Below are 19,948 nucleotides of genomic sequence, written 5' to 3' on the forward strand. Positions count from 1 at the left end.
AAATGAAAAATATATTATTAATATACCTAGCTTTTGTATTTCATAGTTGCAAATCGAAAAATGAAGATCACAAGGAAATAGAAAAAATAAAAAGTACTTTGATAAGAGAAAGTTACTTACATAATGTGAATAGATGAAAAGAATACTCTCTGCTCTTTCTATGATAATGATTGTATTTTTCATTTTTAAGGCAAATGATTATCGAAATAGAAATAAATGTAGTTCTTCTGAATATGTTGCTAATGGAGAAAGAGTATGGATAAGGTTAAATCCACATTTTAAAAATTTAAGTCTAAAAGAGATTAAGATTAAAACTTCAAATAATAAAGAATATAATTATAAAATAGATACTATAAGTAATCTCAATTTTTATATTGATTCAAAGATTCTGGTAGAAGACACTTTAACTATTTTACTAAAAGATAAAATCTATAAAATTTATGATTTTAAAAACGGAGGTCAAATATCAAAAGCAGGTCAGGATAAAGGTAATTTTCATTGTGGTATTCTCAATGCAACAATAAATGGCAAAGTTTATAATTCTTATGGTTATAATGAGATTTTTCTAGGAAAAGATTTTTAGGATGTGTCATTTTATGGTAATTGTTAATATTATAGATGTCTTTTTAAAATAAAATTCATACGGTATTTTATTAAAGAAAAAGCTATTGAAGATTATAGAAAGCTTCTTTTTTTTTAATTATACTAACTAAAAAAAAACAGAATTAAAACAAGACAATGAGACAAGATCGAATAAAAGACAGAGTGCTAAAAAGAGCAGCTAGGTCATGGGGCTTTTCAGATGTTGAGATGGAAACATCTTTCGATCCTGTGGTGTCAATGATGCTTAATGCATTGTCTTACGAACTGGAGAAAGTAGCCCATGAACTTGAAGACTCTAAAACAAGAGTTGTAGAAAGGGTTTTGGAAATTATGTTTCCAGAAGTTACGGCGGGAGTAAAGCCAGCAAGAGCTATTTTGCATGCTTTGCCAATAGATAATAATATGAAAGTTTCATTGCAGAATCAAATGTCGGCAAGTAGAAGAATTCATAATATTTATAATCCTTTAGCTCCAATAACCAAAGAAATTGCACTGTCGCCGACATTAGAAGTAAAATTAGCGTCTGCTGAGGTAAAGTATATTGCTTACGAGAGAAACTTATTCGAAATTTCGAATCTTTTTTATAAAGATGCGATTCGTGATTATAAACATTCTCTTCCTTCTGGTATTGTGTTTATGGGAATTGAATTAAAAAATCCAAAAGTGTTGGATTTGGAAGATTTAATGTTGTACATCGATATTAAAAACACGCATCAGAAAGAGATGTTTCATTACTACCTGAAGCAAATGAAGTGTTTTCAGGATGAGGTACAAATCACGGTAGAAGAGGGATATAATGTTCCTATAAATAACATTGATATAGAAAGCATTATAAACCGCAATTACACGCATTTGAGCGAGATAATGCAGGAGGTAAATGAGTTTTATTTTGATAACTTTTACACACTAAAAGGAGCGTTAAAACATAAGCCTATTAGTGAATATGGTGAAGAGTACAAATGTTTTGAAGCGATAACAAATAGAAATGATAATCCTATTATTTGGGTGAAAATGGTTTTTCCAGAATCTTTAATTCCTCAAATATTAGATAATGTTTCTTTTACCGCAAATTGCTTTCCAGTAATTAACAAAAAGAAGCACATTATAAATAAAACACTAGGTAATTTCTTGTCGTACATTGCTTTAGAAACAGATAATAATATCTATTTGGATGTTGATACTGTTGTCGATGGATTCAATAATCATTACGAAATAAAAGAATTTAAAGATGGTGTTATTGAAGAAGGAAATGCAGTATTAAGAACGGGTGGAGTTTCAAGATTTGATTCTAGAAGTGCATCAGAACTGCTTCAAAATGTATTAGATCTTTTAAAAGATGAAAGTTCTTCTTTTGCAGGTTTAGGAAAAGACTTTATGAACAGTTCTTTGGTCGAAATTAATCAGCTTTTGGCTTCTGTAGAGCAGCAGGCTAAAGAAAGTAGCTTTTCTAAAAATAATGATCCTTATTTAATGATTAAACCTAAGTTTGATGAATCTTTAGGAAAATCATTTTCAATACATTATTGGTCTACTTGTGCAGAAGAGGGGAATGATATAAAAGCAGGAACGGTTTTAGAAACCAAAGAAGATATGCAGTTTGTAAGTAAAGAAGCCGTACTGATTACCAATACGGTTGGCGGAATGAACAAACAAAACAATAAAGATAGAATCTTAGCATACCGTAACGCTTTGCTAACGCGCGGTAGAATTGTGACGTTTGCAGATATAAAGGCATTTGGATTTAATCATTTTAAAAGCTGTATTTTAGATATTAAAATAGAGAAAGGAACTCGAAAAGAGATTTCGGTAAAAGCAGGTTTTAGCCGAACGGTCGATATTCATTTAAAAGTAAATCCGATTGAGAAAGAGTATCTATCGGCAATGGAATGGGATTATTTGTGTGAGAGTTTTATGAAGAACTTAAAAAATAGATCCTCAAATGTATTTCCATATCGTCTTTTTATAGAAAACGAATAAAAATAAAAAGAAACGCCAGAAACTTAAAGCTCTGGCGTTTTTGATTTACTGAAATCTATTTTGGTTTTTATTGGTATTTCTTATCCGTAAGCGTTTTCATAAATGCAACAAGCGATTGTTCTTCTTTCACAGTTAAATTTAATTTATCGAATGGTAAAGTTTGATTTTCGACTTCGTAGCCTAAACCTTGACCGCCTCCTTTGTTGTAAAAATCAACGACTTCTTCTAAAGTTTTAAAAACACCATTGTGCATATAGGGAGCTGTAACAGCTACATTTCGAACTGTTGGAGTTTTGAAAGCTCCAACCAATTGAGGCATTTTATTGTATAAATACCGTCCTTGATCTACGCTCAATTTCTTGCCTGAAACATCTTGAGGAGTTCCGATAACTTCATGTTCGCTTTTAGAATAACTTGGAGGAACGGTTCCGTTAAACAAAGGCGTAAAGTGACAAGTTGCACATTTTGCTTTTCCCATAAAGAGATTCATTCCCTCTATTTCCTGATTGTTCAGCGCATTTTTGTTTCCTCTCATGTATTCGTCAAATCTTGAATCGAAAGCATTTAAAGAACGCACATAACTCGCAATAGCATTTTGAATCTGCCAAGCTTCAGGTTTTGAAGTTTTTGGATATGCTTTCTTGAAAAGGCTGATGTATTCTTTATTTAGTAGAATTTTAGTATGAATGGCATCCATTGAACCATGCATTTCCTCTTTATTCTGAATTACATCTACACTCTGCTTCTCTAAGTCTAACTGACGCATATCCCAAAATTGAGCATTTTGTAAAGAAGCGTACGTAAGAGTAGGTGTGTTTCGTGCAAGATTAGATCCTGTTAAGGAAACGTTTGTTTTTAAACCATCTGTAAATGCTTTTTCTGGATGATGGCAACTTGCACAGCTTCTGTCGTTATTTTTTGAAAGGCTGGTGTCATAAAACAGTTTTTCTCCCAGTTTGGCTTTATCTGTGGTATAATTGTAATCTTTAGAAAGTACAAACGCATTTACATCAAAAGCATCTTTATCAAACAAAGTTTCAATTTCGGGTTTTAATGGACTTGTTTTTTTTACGTTTTTAATATTTAGTTCTTTCTGAAAAGTTTTAATTTTTTTCGAAATCGGATTCAAATATTCTGTAATAAAAAAGGCTCGGTCAAAAGCATTGAAGTTATTGTTTTCTTTACAATATTGCTGTGCTTCTGCGATTAACTTCTTTAAATCGGCTAGTGCTTTATTATCGGAATTAATGATTTCAAGAGGTTTAGCAATTGATAATAAACTTTCTCCCGCTTCAGGAATTGAAGATTGTAAAATAGGACTGTCAAAGCCTGTAATTCCTAACGTAATAACACGAAATATATTCTGTTCCATTGCATCCAAAACATAATCATCAGAAATAGTGATTACTTCAAATGTGGTTTTCAGCTGCTTTATGTTAGATTGAAAAATATTCAATTCTCTTATGACATTTTCTTTATCCTCGATTTTATATTCAGGATAAATGATTTCTTCGATTACTTGAAACCCATGTGGCTCAAAAGATCTGTTTTCTTCCAATTCCATTTCATCCAAGGCCGAGCCATTCATAAAACGAGCCGTTTCGGGAATAAAATATTCGATTGCCCATTCCGCTTTTTTATAGAATAAGCGTGATTTTTTAAACTGTTCTACAATTTCTTTTGGAGAAGCATTGCTACCTACCAGCTTTTGAAATTGGGTAATTTCATTACTTAATTTGTTTAAGTCAACAAGAAGATTCTGTTTGATTGTTGTTTTAGAGGTTTCATTTTTTTGACACGAAAAAAACAAACAAAGTGCTAAAAATAGAAATGAAAAATATTTTAATTTCATAATAGTGTTTTAATAGCAACAACCCTTATCGAAAAATAAGGGTTGTTAATAGATTTTGACTGAAATTATTATCTCTGTACGTTTCTGATAATTACAGTTTGTCCTCCCTCTTTGTTGGTTTGAGTTCCTGAACCGTCTGCATTTTTGAATGCATCACTTTGCCATGTGTGTGGGTGAATGTTTACGGTAAAAGTATCTGGAACACCAATGATATCTGAAATATCTTCCATAGCACCAAACTCCCAGCTTCCTAATCTCATTTCGCCAGTTTGATTGTATAAAGTATTCCAAGCAGCATCGGTTCTTTTGTGGTTCATGTTTAACCAAGGTTTATTTTGCTTTGTCGCAATGCTATATTGCCAGATATATGAATCGTGTTTAGCATCGGCATAGTAGCTGTCACCATCTTCTTGAATGTAAACGTAGTTCTCTGTTACACATAAGTTATCTGGGTTAATAATTCCAGTTCCTGGAGTACTGTCACCTTCAACGGCTAATTCTAAAGTTCCTTTTAACGGATTTGTAGCATCTAGTTTCACTTTGTAAACTCTTCCCCACATCGTGTAACCGTCAACAGGAGCATTATTAGTTGCTTGACCTGTAGCAGTAAAATAAACTTCTCTATTGTTGTTTGCGCTCCCTTTTCTGTAATCTACGTCTTCAACTCTAGAAAAACGAATCGCTTTTAAGTCGTTAACAGTTGTATTGATAACAGCACCAGTAAGGTTTTTTGCATTTGGAATTTCAACAAATTCAACGGGATAACTGCTATTTAATTTGATATCCGTTTCAACTTGATTTCCATCAGTTCTTTTTAAAGCATATAATTTTCCGTTAGACAAATCGCCAACAGTACTTACATACATAATTAATTGTCCAGCACTTACGTGTGAAGTCGCGTACGACTGATCTTCACCAATTAGAATTACGGTTTTTCCTGGATAAGCTTCTTTAGGAAGCGGAACAGCGTTTTCCATACTCGCTTTTCCTAAAGCTGGTAAAACTCTATCTTTTCTTGCTTTGTCTGAAGATTGTCCCAACGGATTGATTCCATGCACCATACTTTCTTGTCCGCTTTCTCCAGCAGTTAAAAAGATTGGTCCAAAGCCGTGAATTTCTGGAGTTGCCAATGTAGCAGAACATAAACGAGTTAAGCCACCAACACCATCAACAATATAGTCACCTTTTACAGGTTTGAAAGTTTTGTCTAAATAAACTCTTGATACAGATTGCAGAATTTCGTGGTTAGTAATCATGATATATCCATCACCATTTGGATCTTTCATTAATCCAGCTCCATCAGGCTGTGCACCATACACAAAAGAAGGAGATTCTGGAAGAACATCTGTACTAGCAATTAAAGTACTGATTTTTAGATTTTCAAAACCTGTCATTGGATAAACAAAAGGTGGCACCTTTGAATGCGAAGTAAAATCGATACTAGCATTTACACTATTCGAGTCTTTGTCATCGTTTTGACAGCTTATTACAGAAAGACCTGCAATTCCAAGCAAGGTAATTGATTTTAAAAAGTTAGCTTTCATAATTGTTTTTGTGTTTTTTTTGATTACGACAAAGCTATCTTTCAAAAACAAAATACAGGTTATGGCTATTTTTCTTTTTTGCTAATTTTTATAAGTCTAGTATTATTAAATGGTAAATTACAGTGCTTAAATGTAAAGTTAAGATTCATAAAAAAATCTTAAGGTTTGAAAAGCTGATTTAAATTAATTGCTTTTTTCTCTCTCAATTTCTTTACAATCTTAAGAAAAGCAATGGCAGTGATGTAGGCATCGCCCAGTGCTGTGTGGCGATCTTTCTTAGAAATATCAAATTTGTCTGCAAGATCATCTAAGGTGTAATGATCCTTTCGTTCAAATAAATGAGATTGAATTAAAGTCTTTTTATACAAATAAGCCGTGTCTAAGGTTTGATTAGTTAAATGAGGAAGTCCGTTTCGCTCTAAAGCTCTATTGATCATGGTAACATCAAAAATAGTATGATGCGCAATGATAATGGAGTCTCCTAGAAAATCTAGAAACTGCTGTAATGCCTCCAATTCTGTAGGACGTTTTATCAGTAAATCTTTTAAAATACCATGAATCTGAGCGGTCGATTTATCGTAATGATCTTGTTCTAAATACACTTCGAAACTTTCCTGAACATTAATAATTCCGTTTTGAAGAACCAATGCGCCAATGCATAGAATACGGTCATTTTCATAATCAAAACCAGTTGTTTCGGTATCCAAAACCACAAAACGAGTTTCTTCGATTGTAATATTTTCATCGAATAGATTATTCTCTTCTTTTTTCCAAAAATTAAATAAACTCATTATTATACCAGATTTGAGATGTTAAAACGCACCGAAATAAGTTCCTGAAGTTCCTTAATGGTTTTAAAAGTACGTTTCAGCTTAATTTTTTCCATTTTGGTCAAAGATTCCAATTCGATAAACTGACCAGAATCATGATGCAGAAGACCCTGCTTGGTTCTAAATTTCAGTAAAGCTTTGAACGAATAGGAGCACGATAAATACAATTCTCTGTTGTTAGGTTCCAGTTCTGCTAATTTCTCAAAGCGCTCTGCTGTATTGCTAATCGATTTTATCGAATGAGATAAAATTAAAACACGGGCAGCATCTGTCAAAGGCATTAAAGCTCTTCTTTTAATATCAAAATTATCTTTATTTGCGCCATCTTGCTCTACCAAAAATTGTCTAAAGAAGCCAGTAGGAGAAGGACTTTGCAATGCTCCACTCACCAAATGCATATAAAAAATAGGATTTGCTTTTAAATCTTCAAAAATATAATCAGACAATTGATTTGCTACTTCCGTATCTCCGTAAGTTAAACTATAATCAAAGAAAATAAAGGACAATAAGACCTCATTTTTACCCGGATTTGTAATCCAGTGATGCACATTGCTTTTCCATTCGTCTACACTCATACACCATTTTGGGTTCGAGGCCATCATTTCGGCAGGGCAATAATCGTATCCAATTTCAAAAAGCCCTTTATTGACAAGTCCGGCAAATTTTAGAAAATAGATTTTAGTTTCCTCTCTAAAGACTTCATTCACATTTTCATAAACAATTGCATTATCTTGATCTGTATGTAGCATTTGTTCACCGCGACCTTGACTTCCAAGTGCGAGCCAAGCAAATTTAACGGGTGGAGGACTGCTCATTTTTTCTAAGCAAATCTCAATAACACGATTGGTGCAAGCTTCATTAAGTTCGGTGATGATTTTCGTAATCAAAGTCATCGGAATATTTTGATCCAAATAGCCTTGCAATAACTGCATAATACGATTGCGAATAGGTTTTATTTCCTTAATTTTTTTAGTTCGTTTTAAGGCTTTAATTAAAACCGCAGGATTGTTTCCGAGCGCTACCATAACGTCGTGTTTCGATAAAATCCCAACCGCTTTTGTGTTTACCGTTCCGTCTTTGGTCAAACACAAATGGCTGATATTGCTTTTCATCATGGCCATTTGCGCCTCAGTAACCGTCATTTTTTTAGGATACGTAATAACAGGTTTGGTCATTATCGTTTCCGCAGTAGTTGTAATTGGAAAATCTCCTGTAACGATTTTATTTCGAAGATCTTTATCCGTCAAAATACCAATCGGAAGCATTTCGTCTACGATTAAAATTGCACCGACTTTCTTTTTATTCATAATTTTTGCAATCTCTTTTACCGTAGTTGACGGACTGCAGGTTACAATTTTTTTTGAGTATTTTATGGGCGCTAAATCAAAAGAATGATTGCTCGAATGCAGGTTTTCATTTAACTGATCATCACCATACAATTTATCTTTATGAATGTCTGAATATGGATTTCGAGTATTCGAAGCATAACTTTCAATCAAGAAATTACCAACGTTTCTATTCTCGAGCGCATAAGGTTTAAAAACTGCAATAGGAATGGAGTACAAAATACTTTCTTCGTGAGCGACCGCTTCCATGATGTAATTTTCTTGTGCCAATAACGGACGCAATCCAAAAATATCGCCTTCATCGCACATATCTAAAACGGTATTTTTAGTATTTTTTTTAAGTGCAACAGCGCCTTTATGAACCACATAAAAAGAATCGTGGGTTTTGTCATTTTCAGCAAAAATGACGGCATCTTTTTCTTTATAAATAATAGAAATCTGTTCAGAAAGCTTTTCTAAATCTCTCTGATGAAGAAAATTAAACGGCGGATAATTCTTTAAAAAATCGGCAACTCTCTGCGAAATGGTATTTTTCATTTGGTTAGATTAGAGTTCTAATGTACTATTTAAAATAGAAATGTAAAAGAAACACGTTTGTTTTTTTAGTTACAGAGGGATAAAGATTCAGAGTTGCAAAGTTTAAAAAATGAGAATAAAAAAACTTGGAGACTTTGTGCCTTTGTGGCATAAAAAAAGCTCCAAAATTGGAGCCTTTATTATTTAATCAACTTTATAAACCGTTCCTCGCTGTTTTTCTTCAGAACCAACCAAGCCAAATTCGAAAGTATAAGAATCTTTAGAAGTATTTAAAATCTTCATGCTGATTGCTTTTTCTTCAGCCATATTTTTAGGATGTTTCTTTTGCAACACGTACTCACAGTCACTTACCCAACGTATTGTAGCAGTATCGGTTTTACCTTCAAAAGTTTCAATTTCAATATCGTTTTTACGCTCAAAATAAGTTGTTTTTTTTACGCCGTTGACATCTGTTTCAAATTTGAATTTCCCTGTTTTAAAATCCTTGCAATTATGTTCTGCATTATAGCATGAAACTAAAGCTAGAAAAGGGAATAAGAATGCTATTTTTTTCATTTTAATTAAGTTGTTTTTTTAGAGCTAGAGATTTCATTTTTATGTCACAAAAAGGTCTTCGACTTCGCTCAGACTGACAAACGGGTCATTTCAATCTTTTTAACTCATCATCGGTAAAGTTCTTGATTTCTTTTTCTTTGGCAAACTTTTCAGCATTATAATTTCCCGATTTGTTTTTCGGAATCGATAAACTATTCCATTCACTGTTTTTCAGCTGTTTGGCATAAAAAACAATTTGGCCAATATGATACGGATAGTGCGCCAATTGTCGATTTATAGCTTCTATAACCGTATGGCCTTCATTTCTAATATAAATAATGTCCGAAAGTTGATTAGGTTCTAAGTTTTCAAGAGCATTTTCGAGACAATTCCATCCTTTATTCCACAGTTCAAGAACTTCATCTTTAGATTGTAAATCATTTTCAAATTCAGAATCTCTGTTGCGCCATTCTTTTTCACCATCTGTTGTAAGAAAATCAGTCCAGCGGGACAACATATTGCCCGAAATGTGTTTTATTATTGTAGCAATGCTGTTGGTGTCTTCATTTACTGAAATGAAAAGCTGATCTGGTTCAAGCTGATCCATTGCTTTTTCGCCAAGCATTTTATAATACAAAAACTGCTTTTTAACGCTTTCTAAATAAGATTGATCGGCACTCATAACTAAACGATTTTGATATCATATTTATCTAATAATCCGACAATTCCTTCCGTAGAAAATTGTGCTTTTTTCATCGGATTAAATTCTGGATCTATTTTGTAATTGTAAGCGGTTTTAAAATTGACCGATGCTAATTGTGTTTCATTAAAAATAGCGCCATCAAGATCGCAATTATCAAATACAGAACTCGTTAAATTGGTTCCAACAAAAGTTACTTCGCGAACAGAAGAATTAATGAACTTAGTTTTTGGCATTTTTTTGTTTGAAAACAATGCGTAATCGAGAACGCATTCATCAAAATAAACCTGGAATAGAAAATCGTCACATTCGTTAAATGCAATTCCGAGAAGTTTACAGTTTTTAAAAGTGACGTTTTTTAAACTCGTTCCTGCTAAACTTGTCATTGATAAATTACAATCAATAAACTCGCAGTCAAGAAAAGTATTAGAATTGAAATTGCTGTTAGAAAAGTCGCAGTTTTTAAAAACACAATCTTCAAACTCGCGATTGTTTATTTTCTTATCAATATAAACAACTTTCTCAAATGTTTTCTGAATGTGAATTAGAGCTTCCATAAGTGTTTTTGAAATTTAGGGTTTCAGTTCTTAATCGTTAAATATACCTTTCATAATAATTTTCAATCCCAAAAAGATCAAAAGCATAGAACTTAGACAAGCCACAATTCCAATTCCTAAAACAAGATAATGCCAGTTGGTATGCTGATTCATAAAAGCATTATAAATCAATGTTGGGCCAAGAAACATTAAAGGCAGAGCGCCTGATAAATATTTCACTCCTTTTTTTAGTAATTCTTTATTTGTTGCCATCTTTTTTGTTTCAATTTTAAGGTTACAAGCTGTTGGCTTGTATTTATCGCAAAGTACGGTAAGTTTTTTAGATGCTATATTTTTATAATGACAAAGTTCGCAAAGTTTTGGACAAAAACCTTGCGAACCTTGCGTAAATCTTAGTGTACTTTGCGGTTAAACAACCACTCAGAAGCCTTTTTATTTTTTATAATTGTCGACAGCATTTCTTACGCTGCCATATTTTTTCAATAATTCAGACGCTTCGTCATACGAAACTGAAATTTCATCCATAATCATTTTTACACCACGATCAACCAGCTTTACATTGCTTAACTGCATATCGACCATTTTGTTTCCTCTTACTTTTCCTAGCTTAATCATAGCAGCAGTCGAAATCATGTTTAAAACCAGTTTTTGTGCAGTTCCAGCTTTCATTCTTGAACTTCCGGTTACAAATTCTGGTTCAACTACAACCTCAATAGGAAATTGCGCCGTCAATGCCAACGGACTTCCTGCATTACAAGTAATACAACCGGTGATAATATTGTTTTGGTTACAAGTTTCTAATCCGCCGATAACATACGGAGTTGTTCCCGAAGCAGCAATTCCGATTACAACATCATTAGAATCGATTTTATGGTTTTGAAGATCAATCCAAGCTTGTGTAGGGTTATCTTCTGCGTTTTCTACTGCGCGTCTAATCGCTGTGTCACCACCTGCAATAATGCCATTTACTAAGTCGAAAGGAACGCCAAAAGTGGGCGGACATTCAGAAGCATCAACAACACCAAGTCGGCCAGAAGTTCCTGCTCCAATATAAAACAATCTGCCGCCAAGTTTTAATTTGTCGACTATCTGCGGAATCAAAGCTTCTATTTGAGGTAAAGCTTTTTCGACTGCATAAGGCACCGTTTTATCTTCCTGGTTTATATTAGATAACAATTCATGAACAGACATCTTCTCTAAATGTTCATATTTTGAGGCTTGTTCAGTAGTTTTCGTAAATGTCATTTTATCGTTATTTAGACTCGTCAAAATTAATATATTTTATTTCAATCTTGCAAAGTCTCAGAGATTTAAAATCAATTTTTTTCTTCTATTTTTTCTCTCTAAAGACTGTTTTATTGTGGCTTTGTTACAAAAACGAAAATATTATATTTGTCTAATATAAAAAGATAGATGGATCAATTAGATTTACTACAGGGAATTGCTCGAATTTCTGTTTTCGTTTCCTTATTAATGGCATTTTTTCTGCTAACCGTTAAAACAGAAAATAAACTGGCAAACCGCTTGTTTGCTTTGTTCTTTATTTTTTCGGCAATAGATCTCAGTGGCTTTTTTATGTATCTGTATACAGAAGATCACAGGAATTTAGAAATTTTCAGAGCAACTTTCTGTTTACTGGGAATGCCATCATTTTATTTGTACGTTTTATCTGTATGTTATTCAGACTTTAAGTTAAAATGGAAACATCTCATTCATTTGCTTCCTTTTGTAATAGTCAATTTAATTTTTATACCAAGAATATATTTAAGTATTGTAAATGGCAACTTCATAGGTCCTTTAAATGAAATGTCTGAGATCTATTTTATACAGATTTTAATAGAATTTCAGTACGTTTTTTATATCGTAAGTGTGTTTTTGATCTTGAAGAAATACAAAGAAATTTATCTAGAAAACTACGCCAATCCGAGCGTTTCTACTTATAAATGGCTTTTTCAAATGACATGCGTGTTTCTTATTGCACATTCTATTGTACTTTCAAAAAATATATTGAGGTATAGTGGTTTCAAAGAAGTTTTTTTGTGGGCAAATGTACTTGTTGGAACTATAGCTTTATTTATAACGTGCTGGTTTATAATGAAAGCTTTAAAATATCCAGAACTTTTTAGAGGTGTAAATTCTAAGTTAGTGTTAACAAAAGATATTCTGCCAGAAATTGATGAAAAGCCAGAAGCTGTAAACCAGCAAAATGATTTGATCACTACACAAATTAGTACTTTAAAACAATATATGACTGAGAAAGAACCATTTCTCAATCCGTCGCTTACTATTCAGGAATTGGCCAATCAGATTAGTATTCCCGTTCGCGATTTATCTGTTTTAATAAATCATCATATCGATCAGCATTTTTTTGATTTTGTAAATGAATATCGTATTCAAAAAGCCATGCAAATTTTAAGAGACCAGTCAAAAAATCAATTAACTGTTCTAGAAATATTGTACGAAGTTGGTTTTAACTCCAAATCTTCTTTTAATACTTCATTTAAAAAATATACCAATTTAACCCCAACAGCCTACAGAAATAGCTGGAAATAAAGGGTTTGTAAAAAGTCGAACGCCTTGCCTATATAAAGTCGAACCAATTTCTATTTGAGAAAATGGTTCGACTTTTTTCGTCGGTCGCATAGGAAGATTTTCTAAGGGAACTTTGCTTCAAATTAATCGAACAAGTTAAAATTAGAAATCATGAAAAAATTAAATCTCCTAATCTTTTTACTATTGCCTTTATTTTGTTTGGCACAATCAACATTAAAAGGAAAAGTCACTAGCGAAACCAAATCTTTAGAATGGGCTGAAATTTCAATATTAAATAAAGAAGGGAAAATTATTGATGGAACTACGACTAAAGAAGATGGCTCTTTTGAAATTAACCTAAAAAATGGTTCTTATAAAATTGAAATCAGTCTTTTGGGTTTTGCTGATTATGAAAAAGAAATTTCACTAGACAAAAACACCGATTTAGGAACTATTATTTTAAAAGAAACCGAAACCAAATTAGTTGAAGTTGTGGTTCAGTCTAAAAAGAAAACTATTGAACAGAAAACAGATCGTTTGGTTTATAATCTAGAAAATAATGTTACAACTACTGGCGGCGATGCTTTAAGCGCAATTAATACTGCGCCTGGAGTTGTAGTGAAAAATGATGTAATAACCATTTTAGGAAAGGGAACTTCGCGCGTCATGATTGATGGACGTTTAATTGAATTGACTGGCGAAGAACTGAACAATTTCTTGAAATCAATTTCGGCTGCAGATATCAAAAATATTGAAGTTATAAGCAATCCGCCCGCAAAATATGAAGCGGATGGAACTGGAGGGCTGATTAATATTATTATGAAAAAAGGAGTCCGCGATTCGTGGAAAAATTCGATTACAGTTTCTTACGACCAGAATAAATATGGAATTTACACTTTGAGAGATAATTTCTTTTATAGCAAAAATAAGTTTAGATTTTCGGCAAGCGTGAATGGTAAAACTGGTTATAAAAATGCTATAGAGAATTTAGATATGTATTTTCCAGATGGACTTTCTACAATGGATGCCGATACAAAAGTTAAAAATGAGAATTTTTCAGGAAAATTGGCATTAGATTATGATGTATCTGAACGTACAACAATTGGTTTTCAGTTTATGAATGACAGGAATAATCCTGATTTTGGATCGGATATTAGAATTGAAAAGTACAATACGCAAAACGAATTACAGCAGGTTACATTGAATAAAAGTTTTACAGATAAAGGTTCTAAAAATCAGACTTATAATGCGCATTTGATTACCAAATTTGATTCGAAAAAGAAATTATCCTTTGATGTGGATTATTTCAATTACAGTTCAAAATTTGATAGAGATTTTATAGCGAATAATTTTAATCCAGATATGGAATTTATTGATGTCAATCAGGCAGGAAGAAATATTTCTGACCAAGACATTGATAACTGGAGTTTTAAGGCGGATATGGAACATCCGTTTGAAACTTTTAATTTGTCTTATGGGGCAAAAATGAGTTTTACCAATAGCATAAGCGATGTGGTTTTTTACAATACTATTACTGGCACTCCAGAATTAGATCCTAGTCAGTCAAATCAATTTAAATACACTGAAAATAATCAGGCGTTTTACATTAACGGAGATAAAAAACTGAATGAAAAATGGAATCTGCAAATGGGTTTACGATTGGAGAACACACAAACAAGCGGATTCTCTGAAACCATGAATCAGGAAAATGTAAATGATTATTTGAAGTTGTTTCCAACAGTTTATGCTTCGTACAAGGAAAACGAGAATAATACTTTTAGTTTGAATTATGGAAAAAGAATCAACAGACCGCGTTTTGATTTGCTGAATCCGTTTAGAGTTTATATTAATAGTAACAGTTATTCTGAAGGAAATCCGTTTTTAAAACCTTCATTTAGTGATAATTTTGAGTTTGCACATTCGTATAAAGAAATTTTTAGAACCAGCGTTTTTGTGAATTTAGTTTCAAATGGTTATGGCGTTTTGTTTACTTCAAATCCAGAAACGAATACACAGATCGTAACGCGTGAAAATTATTTTAAAAATATAAATTACGGTGTTGGAGAAACTTATTCAGCCACTTTTGCAGATTGGTGGCAGAGTGAAAATAGTTTGTACTTTTTAGGCGCTCAAACGGAGTTTATAAAAGATATTAATGCAACGCCATCAAATAGTTTACAGATTGATTTTACGACGAATAATACTTTTGTATTAGGAAAAAGCACTAAACTTCAAATTGATTTTAATTATAGTTCGCCTTTTAAAAGTGGTTTGTATGAGATTGGTTATGCATCAAGTTTTGATATTGGGTTTAAACAGGATTTGTTGAATAAAACGCTTCAGATTGCATTTTTGGCCAATGATATTTTTAATACTTCTTATTTGAAAGATTTTACTTCGGTTGTAAATGGCGTGAAACAGGTTTATAGCCAAAATGAAAGTAATCGCTTTGTTCGTTTATCTGTGATTTACAATTTCGGTAATAAAAAGATTAATGTGAAAGAGCGTGCTTTCGGAAATCAGGACGAGAAGAAGAGGGTAGGGAATTAAGGAATTAGATAATTAGTCAATTTGATAATTAGATAATTAGATAATTTTTCACTGGGCTTCGACTCCGCTCAGCCTGACACGCGAGAGTAAAACTTAAAACTTGAAACCTGAAACTTAAAACAAACTAATGTCACTCTGAGCGAGGTCGAAGGTCAACAAACAAAAGGGCTTCGACTTCGCTCAGCCTGACACGCGAGAGTAAAACTTGAAACCTGAAACTTGAAACTTTTTCTTGCGTGAGGGATAGGAGCAAATTACCGAAGTAATGCGGATAGCCCGACCGAATTTGCGAAAGGCGCACGTAAGCGGTTTGTTAAATTGCGCCTTTTGTAAATTTGGGCACGCCCAGATTATAAAAAGAATGCCAACAAAATTCCTAGAACGATCATAGAAACTTTGGCAATGTTGAATTTATGTCCTTCGCTGCTTTCAAAAATGATGGTTGAGGAGATGTGGAATAAAATTCCGATTACGATTGCTGTTATTTCGGTGTAATATTTACTTAAAAAAGGCAAATATTCTGAGGCTACAGTTCCGAGTGGCGTCATGATGGCAAAGGTCAGCATGAAGGCAAAAATGGCTTTTTTGTTTAAATCTGCATTGATGAAAAATGTGGTTAAGATAACCGCAATTGGCAGATGATGAATGGCAATTCCTACTGCTAAACCATGATGGTGGCTTACAGGAAATCCTTCTAAAAAGGCGTGAATGCAAAGGCTGATAAATAAAAGCCATGGAATTTGAGACATTTTTGCATGCCCATGAACGTGTCCGTGTTCGGCACCTTTTGAGAAAAATTCAAGTACAATCTGGAATAAAATTCCGACCATTATAAAGATTCCGATATTATGATTTTGCGATTCGTAAACATCTGGAAGAAGATGCATTACGGTTAACGATAATAAAAAAGAACCGCTAAATGCGAGTAGTAATTTTAAATTATTTTTGTTTTCTGGTTTTATAAATAAAGCCACGCCATATCCTAAAAGTACAGAAAATAAGGGTAATAAATAGTTCATTTTTATTTTGTTTAATCGTTGATTCGTTTAATCGGTTAATTGTTTTTTTTGTTTAGCGATTAAACGGTTAAACAATTAAACGATTAACCAATTTACTTAAAAATCATGATTAATCTTTCGCTTTCGGTTTTATGGAATTTTTTGAGTTTGTAGTCTCCAAAAATGTCTAAAAGAAAAATTCCAGCCTCGTCCATTAAATCCTGAAAGTCTTTCAAAGTTAGTGCTTTTACTTTTTCTGTAAAATGATATTTTCTGCCTTGGTCTTCAAAATCAATTTCTTTGAAAATATGTCCGTCTTCAACGTATCTTTTGATGTGAAAATCTATTTCGTCAACTGTTTTTACTTCTTCGGGAACAAGATTTTCAATAACGTTTGGCACATTCATGAAATCGATTACAGCAAAACCGTATTCTGATAAGCTTTCTTTAATTGCTTTTAAAGTGGTCAGATTGTCTTCGTCGCTTTCAAAGTAGCCAAAACTGGTAAAGAGATTGAAAATAGCATCAAACTTTTCTTCAAAAGGCTGGCGCATGTCGTGCACTTTAAAATGAAGGGTTTCATTGCTGTTTTTGCTAGCTTCTGCGATGCTGTTTTCAGACAAATCTGCGCCTAAAACATCGTAGCCTAATTGATTTAAATAAATAGAATGACGGCCTTTTCCGCACGCTAAATCCAATACTTTGGCTTTTTCTGGCAAGTTAAGATAATGCGTTAAATTGTCCATGAAAACCTGAGCTTCACGATAATTACGATCCTTGTAAAGAATATGATAATATGGCGTGTCAAACCACGAAGAATACCAGTTTTGATTGTCGTCTTCTTGATTTTGGATTGGTGCGTTATGTTTTACAGACATTTATTCTATTTCAATTAATTCAAAAGTCCGGCAAATTTAGTGTATTTTTGCCGAAAAATAACTATTTCGCTTCGATACCTATTTATAACAGTATAATAAAATGTTATAGCGATTAGCTTTTTTTAATTGAAAAAGAAATGGAAGAAAATTTTAAAATGATTGCCAAATGTTTTTTTGGCTTTGAAGAAATATTAGAAAAAGAATTACGCACACTTGGCGCTCAAGATGTTGAAAAAGGTGTGAGAATGGTAAACTTTAAAGGAGACAAAGGTTTTATGTACAAAGCCAACTTGTCTTTGCGTACTGCGCTTAAAGTTTTAAAACCGATTTATTCTTTTCGAGCTAATAATGAACAGGCTTTGTACAAAGGAATTTTGGGTATAAACTGGTCTAAATACTTAAATGCGAATCAGACTTTTGTGATTGATAGCACGGTGCATTCGACTTATTTCAATCATTCTGAATTTATTTCTCAGAAATGTAAAGATGCGATCGTAGATCAGTTTAGAGAAAGAACAGGACAGCGTCCAAGTATTGATAAACAGTATCCAGATTTGCGTATAAATATTCATATTGACAAAGATCAGGTTTCGGTTTCTTTAGATACTTCTGGAGCTTCACTTCATCAGCGTGGTTACAGAACGGCTACCAATATTGCACCTATTAATGAGGTTTTGGCAGCTGGAATTCTTTTATTGTCTGGATGGGATGGACAAAGTGATTTCTTGGATCCTATGTGCGGTTCTGGAACTTTCTTGGCAGAAGCAGCTATGATTGCCTGCAATATTCCAGCAAACATTAACAGAAAAGAGTTTGCTTTTGAAAAATGGAAAGATTGGGACAATGATTTGTTTGATACAATTGTTGACAGTTTAATGAAAAAAACTAGAGAATTTCATTATACAATTAAAGGTTTTGATAAAGCGCCAAGTGCTGTAAGCAAAGCGAAAGACAATATTAGAAATGCTAATTTAGAAGATTACATTAAAATTTACGAAGAGAACTTTTTTGATACAGAAAAAGAAACGGAAGGTAAACTGCATATTGTTTTCAATCCGCCTTACGATGAGCGTTTGGATATTCATATGGAAAAATTCTACGCTAGTATTGGAGATACTTTAAAGAAGAATTATCCAGGAACAAACGCTTGGTTTATTACAGCCAACCTTGAAGCCTTAAAATTCGTAGGATTAAAACCTTCTAGAAAAATCAAACTTTTTAACGGAAGCCTTGAAGCACGTTTGGTAAAATACGAAATGTACGAAGGAAGTAAGAGAACAAAATTTCAAGTCTAAGTCTCTAAGATGCTAAGAGTTTTAGCAAAATGGGAAAAAGAATAATTTTAAATAAATATCAAGTTTCTAAGAATATAAGTTGCAAGGAAAAAAACTTAGCATCTTAGCCTCTCAGAACCTTGGCAACTCAAAAAAAATGTCAAAACTACAACTACGCGCTTTTTTATACCAATTGGCTGCTTTTGCAATTTTATTTCTTTTATTTAGATATTTGATTGCTGCTTATACGGGATTAACTGGAATTTGGATTCCGATGACGGCATTTGTAATTGGAACTATTATTGGTCCTAAATTTCAAGCGGTAAGAACCAAAGACGGTGAAAAGCTTTTTATGAAATGGCTTTTTATAAAAGGAATTAAAGAAATCGGATAATTTGAAAAATATATGAGGAAAATTGGACTTATTGGCGGAATCAGCTGGGTTTCTACATCTGATTATTATACTTTAATTAATAAAGGAATTAATGAAAAACTCGGCGGACTAAATTTCTCTGAATGTCTAATCTACTCTTTTAATTATGCCGATATTAAAAAGAATAACGATGCCAACGACTGGGATTCTACTTTTAATATGCTTCTAAAAGCGGCAGAAGTTTTAAAATCGGGCGGGGCAGAAGCTATTGTTTTATGTGCCAATACGATGCATTTAATTGCAGACAAACTGCAGCAAGCTATTGGACTTCCGCTTATTCATATTGCTGAAGAAACAGCAATTGCAATTCAGAAAAAAGACTTGAAAAAAGTCGGTTTGCTGGGAACAAAATTCACAATGGAATTGGATTTCTTTAAAGATAAACTTGCTGAAAAAGGAATTGAGACAATAATACCAATAAGCGAAGCTGACAAAGATTTTATTCATTACACCATTTTCGAAGAATTGGGAAGAGGAATTGCAACTGAAGAAACGAAAAAACGTTATCTTGAAATTGCAAATGAATTAATCAAAAATGGAGCAGAAGGAATTATTTTAGGATGCACCGAAATTCCGTTAGTAATAAAAGAAGGAGATTTTAGTGTCCCTATTTTTGATACTGCTTTAATACATACACAAGCAGCGATTAATTTTCAGTTAACTTAAAAAAGATGCTAAGATTCTGAGATGCTAAGTTTCTAAGTTTTTAATCTTAACAACATAAAAAAGCGGTAAATTCAACTTGAATTTACCGCTTTTTTTTAAACTTAGTATCTTAGAAACTTAGCATCTTAGAACCTTAA

The 19,948-nt window shown here is 32.8% G+C and carries 18 protein-coding genes; 7 read left to right on the forward strand and 11 right to left on the reverse strand.

Annotation, left to right across the window (positions count from 1 at the left end):
- The first annotated feature begins 133 nt into the window (after positions 1 to 133).
- The gene (locus ACPWTF_RS21200) at positions 134 to 583 is read left to right on the forward strand and encodes a hypothetical protein (protein WP_427872912.1); all 450 of its coding nucleotides are present in this window, start codon (positions 134 to 136) and stop codon (positions 581 to 583) included.
- Positions 584 to 738: 155 nt separating this feature from the next.
- On the forward strand, positions 739 to 2,580 hold the full coding sequence (locus ACPWTF_RS21205; RefSeq protein ID WP_427872914.1) for a type VI secretion system baseplate subunit TssF: 1,842 nt from the start codon (positions 739 to 741) through the stop codon (positions 2,578 to 2,580).
- A gap of 67 nt (positions 2,581 to 2,647) precedes the next feature.
- Here the strand turns inward: ACPWTF_RS21205 and ACPWTF_RS21210 are convergent, their stop codons facing one another.
- The 9 genes from ACPWTF_RS21210 to murQ all read right to left on the reverse strand — a co-directional run bounded on the left by ACPWTF_RS21210 (position 2,648) and on the right by murQ (position 11,725).
- Positions 2,648 to 4,432 (reverse strand): cytochrome-c peroxidase, encoded by a 1,785-nt coding sequence (locus tag ACPWTF_RS21210; RefSeq protein ID WP_427872916.1) that lies wholly within the window; start codon positions 4,430 to 4,432, stop codon positions 2,648 to 2,650.
- 68 nt (positions 4,433 to 4,500) lie between these two features.
- The gene (locus ACPWTF_RS21215; RefSeq protein WP_427872918.1) at positions 4,501 to 5,976 is read right to left on the reverse strand and encodes a hypothetical protein; all 1,476 of its coding nucleotides are present in this window, start codon (positions 5,974 to 5,976) and stop codon (positions 4,501 to 4,503) included.
- 158 nt (positions 5,977 to 6,134) lie between these two features.
- Positions 6,135 to 6,767 (reverse strand): 3'-5' exonuclease, encoded by a 633-nt coding sequence (locus tag ACPWTF_RS21220; protein ID WP_427872919.1) that lies wholly within the window; start codon positions 6,765 to 6,767, stop codon positions 6,135 to 6,137.
- 2 nt (positions 6,768 to 6,769) lie between these two features.
- Complete coding sequence (locus ACPWTF_RS21225) at positions 6,770 to 8,689, reverse strand: DUF294 nucleotidyltransferase-like domain-containing protein (protein WP_427872921.1); 1,920 nt, start codon at positions 8,687 to 8,689, stop codon at positions 6,770 to 6,772.
- Between the two features lie 183 nt (positions 8,690 to 8,872).
- Entirely contained in the window at positions 8,873 to 9,244 is a 372-nt protein-coding gene (locus tag ACPWTF_RS21230) for a DNA topoisomerase IV (protein WP_427872923.1), read from the reverse strand.
- An 85-nt stretch (positions 9,245 to 9,329) separates the two neighbouring features.
- Positions 9,330 to 9,905, reverse strand: coding sequence for a DUF1572 family protein (locus ACPWTF_RS21235; protein WP_427872924.1), 576 nt, complete (start codon positions 9,903 to 9,905; stop codon positions 9,330 to 9,332).
- A 2-nt stretch (positions 9,906 to 9,907) separates the two neighbouring features.
- Complete coding sequence (locus tag ACPWTF_RS21240) at positions 9,908 to 10,480, reverse strand: pentapeptide repeat-containing protein (RefSeq protein ID WP_427872926.1); 573 nt, start codon at positions 10,478 to 10,480, stop codon at positions 9,908 to 9,910.
- A gap of 30 nt (positions 10,481 to 10,510) precedes the next feature.
- Positions 10,511 to 10,732: a DUF6095 family protein gene (locus ACPWTF_RS21245; protein WP_095930955.1), complete on the reverse strand. Its 222-nt coding sequence runs from the start codon at positions 10,730 to 10,732 to the stop codon at positions 10,511 to 10,513.
- 180 nt (positions 10,733 to 10,912) lie between these two features.
- Complete coding sequence (gene murQ, locus ACPWTF_RS21250) at positions 10,913 to 11,725, reverse strand: N-acetylmuramic acid 6-phosphate etherase (RefSeq protein WP_427872928.1); 813 nt, start codon at positions 11,723 to 11,725, stop codon at positions 10,913 to 10,915.
- Between the two features lie 168 nt (positions 11,726 to 11,893).
- Between murQ and ACPWTF_RS21255 the strand changes: the two genes are divergently transcribed.
- Complete coding sequence (locus tag ACPWTF_RS21255; RefSeq protein WP_427872929.1) at positions 11,894 to 13,033, forward strand: helix-turn-helix domain-containing protein; 1,140 nt, start codon at positions 11,894 to 11,896, stop codon at positions 13,031 to 13,033.
- A 150-nt stretch (positions 13,034 to 13,183) separates the two neighbouring features.
- On the forward strand, positions 13,184 to 15,562 hold the full coding sequence (locus tag ACPWTF_RS21260; RefSeq protein WP_427872930.1) for a TonB-dependent receptor domain-containing protein: 2,379 nt from the start codon (positions 13,184 to 13,186) through the stop codon (positions 15,560 to 15,562).
- A gap of 350 nt (positions 15,563 to 15,912) precedes the next feature.
- Here the strand turns inward: ACPWTF_RS21260 and ACPWTF_RS21265 are convergent, their stop codons facing one another.
- Together ACPWTF_RS21265 and ACPWTF_RS21270 are read right to left on the reverse strand one after the other, a co-directional pair.
- Positions 15,913 to 16,581, reverse strand: a complete 669-nt coding sequence (locus ACPWTF_RS21265) for a ZIP family metal transporter (RefSeq protein WP_427872931.1) — start codon at positions 16,579 to 16,581, stop codon at positions 15,913 to 15,915.
- Between the two features lie 92 nt (positions 16,582 to 16,673).
- Positions 16,674 to 17,438, reverse strand: a complete 765-nt coding sequence (locus ACPWTF_RS21270; protein WP_427872932.1) for a class I SAM-dependent methyltransferase — start codon at positions 17,436 to 17,438, stop codon at positions 16,674 to 16,676.
- 137 nt (positions 17,439 to 17,575) lie between these two features.
- On the opposite strand from ACPWTF_RS21270, the gene ACPWTF_RS21275 reads away from it, so the two are divergent.
- The 3 genes from ACPWTF_RS21275 (at position 17,576) to ACPWTF_RS21285 (ending at position 19,811) form a co-directional block, all read left to right on the forward strand.
- Entirely contained in the window at positions 17,576 to 18,733 is a 1,158-nt protein-coding gene (locus ACPWTF_RS21275; RefSeq protein WP_427872934.1) for a THUMP domain-containing class I SAM-dependent RNA methyltransferase, read from the forward strand.
- Positions 18,734 to 18,869: 136 nt separating this feature from the next.
- Positions 18,870 to 19,106, forward strand: a complete 237-nt coding sequence (locus tag ACPWTF_RS21280) for a hypothetical protein (RefSeq protein ID WP_095930948.1) — start codon at positions 18,870 to 18,872, stop codon at positions 19,104 to 19,106.
- A 12-nt stretch (positions 19,107 to 19,118) separates the two neighbouring features.
- Entirely contained in the window at positions 19,119 to 19,811 is a 693-nt protein-coding gene (locus ACPWTF_RS21285) for an aspartate/glutamate racemase family protein (protein WP_427872936.1), read from the forward strand.
- Positions 19,812 to 19,948: the final 137 nt, after the last annotated feature.

This window comes from Flavobacterium sp. MMS24-S5 (assembly GCF_050320125.1).
GTDB lineage: Bacteria > Bacteroidota > Bacteroidia > Flavobacteriales > Flavobacteriaceae > Flavobacterium > Flavobacterium tyrosinilyticum.

What these genes read in the sequence shown, in the direction of transcription:
- ACPWTF_RS21200 (WP_427872912.1), top strand. Translation starts at nt 134, where the DNA reads ATGAAAAGAATACTCTCTGCTCTTTCTATGATAATGATTGTATTTTTC.
- ACPWTF_RS21205 (WP_427872914.1), top strand. Translation starts at nt 739, where the DNA reads ATGAGACAAGATCGAATAAAAGACAGAGTGCTAAAAAGAGCAGCTAGG.
- ACPWTF_RS21210 (WP_427872916.1), bottom strand. Translation starts at nt 4,432, where the DNA reads ATGAAATTAAAATATTTTTCATTTCTATTTTTAGCACTTTGTTTGTTT.
- ACPWTF_RS21215 (WP_427872918.1), bottom strand. Translation starts at nt 5,976, where the DNA reads ATGAAAGCTAACTTTTTAAAATCAATTACCTTGCTTGGAATTGCAGGT.
- ACPWTF_RS21220 (WP_427872919.1), bottom strand. Translation starts at nt 6,767, where the DNA reads ATGAGTTTATTTAATTTTTGGAAAAAAGAAGAGAATAATCTATTCGAT.
- ACPWTF_RS21225 (WP_427872921.1), bottom strand. Translation starts at nt 8,689, where the DNA reads ATGAAAAATACCATTTCGCAGAGAGTTGCCGATTTTTTAAAGAATTAT.
- ACPWTF_RS21230 (WP_427872923.1), bottom strand. Translation starts at nt 9,244, where the DNA reads ATGAAAAAAATAGCATTCTTATTCCCTTTTCTAGCTTTAGTTTCATGC.
- ACPWTF_RS21235 (WP_427872924.1), bottom strand. Translation starts at nt 9,905, where the DNA reads ATGAGTGCCGATCAATCTTATTTAGAAAGCGTTAAAAAGCAGTTTTTG.
- ACPWTF_RS21240 (WP_427872926.1), bottom strand. Translation starts at nt 10,480, where the DNA reads ATGGAAGCTCTAATTCACATTCAGAAAACATTTGAGAAAGTTGTTTAT.
- ACPWTF_RS21245 (WP_095930955.1), bottom strand. Translation starts at nt 10,732, where the DNA reads ATGGCAACAAATAAAGAATTACTAAAAAAAGGAGTGAAATATTTATCA.
- murQ (WP_427872928.1), bottom strand. Translation starts at nt 11,725, where the DNA reads ATGACATTTACGAAAACTACTGAACAAGCCTCAAAATATGAACATTTA.
- ACPWTF_RS21255 (WP_427872929.1), top strand. Translation starts at nt 11,894, where the DNA reads ATGGATCAATTAGATTTACTACAGGGAATTGCTCGAATTTCTGTTTTC.
- ACPWTF_RS21260 (WP_427872930.1), top strand. Translation starts at nt 13,184, where the DNA reads ATGAAAAAATTAAATCTCCTAATCTTTTTACTATTGCCTTTATTTTGT.
- ACPWTF_RS21265 (WP_427872931.1), bottom strand. Translation starts at nt 16,581, where the DNA reads ATGAACTATTTATTACCCTTATTTTCTGTACTTTTAGGATATGGCGTG.
- ACPWTF_RS21270 (WP_427872932.1), bottom strand. Translation starts at nt 17,438, where the DNA reads ATGTCTGTAAAACATAACGCACCAATCCAAAATCAAGAAGACGACAAT.
- ACPWTF_RS21275 (WP_427872934.1), top strand. Translation starts at nt 17,576, where the DNA reads ATGGAAGAAAATTTTAAAATGATTGCCAAATGTTTTTTTGGCTTTGAA.
- ACPWTF_RS21280 (WP_095930948.1), top strand. Translation starts at nt 18,870, where the DNA reads ATGTCAAAACTACAACTACGCGCTTTTTTATACCAATTGGCTGCTTTT.
- ACPWTF_RS21285 (WP_427872936.1), top strand. Translation starts at nt 19,119, where the DNA reads ATGAGGAAAATTGGACTTATTGGCGGAATCAGCTGGGTTTCTACATCT.